Below are 2140 nucleotides of genomic sequence, written 5' to 3' on the forward strand. Positions count from 1 at the left end.
ATTCATGTGAGCCCGGTACAGGGTTGCTCGCGACGGAAACGGGCAGACAAGCGGCTTGTCTCCGTTTTCCATCTGATAGGCTTCACGGGCCAAAGGTATCGCTGCGTTAAACGACAGACCTCGTTGCTTCCGGATGGCATCAATACGCCGCAGTGTGTCGTTCAGCAGGCGGACCTTACTGTGCAATTCCGGATTGTCGTATTGGGCGGCAATGCTGATGCGCGGCATTCCCTTTCGATGCAGGACCAGACCGCCTTCCGAAATCTGGGCGCGGATGTCGTCGTATTTGACATAGCGGGCCTCACATTTCTCGGCATCGAAGAGCTGGATGGAGCCGGCATGCAGGCGAGCGTCTATCACCTCGAAGCAGCTGTCCGTTTTTCCGGGCAGCGCCAACTTGTCTCCGGCGCGCAGGTCGGACATCATGGTCGCAGCTCCTCAATCAAACAGAGGTGGCCCAGGTCGCCATATGCGGCCGACAGTTCCAGCGTGGCGCAGATGTGGTGATGCGCCAGGTCTGCCTGCAGCACACCAGTGGCTAGCAGTTGAGGAATCAGGCCCGTCGGAATATCGAGGTCGGCACACAGCGCGCGCTGCAGCACCGGGCCGGCGTCGCAATAGCGTTCGACCCGGTCGATGATGTCCGGTGTCAGGTATTCGTGGGCCCGAGCTATTGCCGGCTTCAACAGTTGGGCGTTGACGACGACCGGGTGCCGTTCATCCGCGGGCACGACCACCGTGGAGAGCGGATAGCAGTACGCCTCCATGATTTCCTGGGCCCGCGCGACCTTGGCCCAATACCGGTCGTCGCCCTCGAAGCCCTGAAGTTTGACTTCATACGCGCGCTGCAGGCCATCGGCCTGAACGGTGGCGAAATCTGGCGTGTACTCGGCCTCCCCGGTGCGACCACCACGCATCCTGCGCGCTTCGGACAGTTCCTCGCGCGTGAACAGCAGCCGTTCACCGACCAGGTCGACGGTAAACGGTTGCTGCTTGAACGAACGTACGCGTGGGTCGACGCTCAGCATGTGCGCTACCAGGCGTTCCGCGTCGGATTCAACGGTGATGTGACCGTCGGCCTTTTCGGCATAGGTGCCGATGCGGGCCTTGCCGTACGTTCGGGCTGTTAGCCGGACACCCGCGTTCACGGCGCTCCGGCGGCTACGGACGCCATAGGATGGTGCGCTTCTCATTTCGCACCTTCGACTGGCACGTGCAATCGGCTGCCGGTCTGGCAGGTCGTCCGGGGTGCAGCTGCAGCCCGTCGGGCCGGCGAACTGGTCTGTAAAGTTTTTGTCAGCATTCTGTCCTCGAAAAAAAATGGCTTGTTGAGGACGTGTAGTGCTGCCGGTTTTGAGTCAGTCGTATACGACCGAAAATACCCGTGAGAGAATCCCGGCATGAGAAATGCGGAGGCTCGAACAAGGTCGAGGGGGAAAGATGGAAGAACTGCCGCGCAAGCGTGGTCGGCTGCCAGTCCAGCCTTATGGGAAGTGGGAAGAGGAAGCGAAGGGGTTGATAGAGGAAGAGATGATGCGGCGCGGTATCCGCTACAAGCAGCTCTCGCGGATGCTCGAGGAGATGGGAATCGACGAGTCGCCCGACCAGATAAACCGCAAGGTCAATCGCAAGCGGTTCTCGGCGGCATTCTTGGTCGCCTGCCTGTGCGCCATGGGGGTGGAAACCATCTCGTTCACCCAGTGCAAATAGGGGCTGAATTGTGCGAGATGAGTAGCATGCTATCGATGCCACCGAATTTGGCCATAGCCAGACTTGTTTCATCGCCAGCTCCCGCGTCGTACCCTCTCATAAATAGGGGGCAGACCGTGCTGGCGGTCAGCAAGACGAATTCAGGCTCATCGTGGTACTGCGTGCCGGCGTTGCACCGGCTTGGGTTTACCACCGTAGGCAATGGCCGCGGGATTTTCAAGATGGGGGGCTCCTGCGGCTCCCGGCTTGTCGACGACGTCGATAATTCCCTTCCAGGTAGCAGATAAAGGACGCGTGTCATTGAAAGAAATGACATTGGCTTCCTTGCTTCAAGGTAGACTTGCAAGGAATCGCGTTGACTGCGTTATGCATCGCGGGCAGGAACCTGTTGGCTCATGACGGTAAATGCCGATGCGGCGCAAACCCAAAG

2 protein-coding genes and 1 pseudogene are annotated in these 2140 nt (G+C 59.5%); 1 reads left to right on the plus strand and 2 read right to left on the minus strand.

The window, feature by feature from the left end; translation table 11 throughout:
* Positions 1–426, minus strand: a pseudogene (locus tag JMF90_RS34515) (transposase); the annotation flags it as partial.
* A complete protein-coding gene (locus tag JMF90_RS34520) occupies positions 423–1148 on the minus strand; it encodes a hypothetical protein (protein ID WP_236593016.1) in 726 nt (241 codons plus the stop codon). The gene JMF90_RS34520 and the pseudogene JMF90_RS34515, both read right to left, overlap by 4 nt.
* Positions 1149–1440: 292 nt before the next feature.
* Here JMF90_RS34520 and JMF90_RS34525 point away from each other — a divergent pair, with 292 nt between their 5' ends.
* The gene (locus tag JMF90_RS34525; RefSeq protein ID WP_095402517.1) at positions 1441–1710 is read left to right on the plus strand and encodes a DUF6471 domain-containing protein; all 270 of its coding nucleotides are present in this window, start codon (positions 1441–1443) and stop codon (positions 1708–1710) included.
* Positions 1711–2140: the final 430 nt, after the last annotated feature.

Origin of the sequence: Burkholderia sp. E168m23 (assembly GCF_016586125.1) — a bacterium.
Taxonomy (GTDB): domain Bacteria; phylum Pseudomonadota; class Gammaproteobacteria; order Burkholderiales; family Burkholderiaceae; genus Burkholderia; species Burkholderia orbicola.

Bases quoted from the DNA above. Each gene is read 5' to 3' on its own strand.
- JMF90_RS34525 (WP_095402517.1), top strand. From the start codon at position 1,441: ATGGAAGAACTGCCGCGCAAGCGTGGTCGGCTGCCAGTCCAGCCTTAT.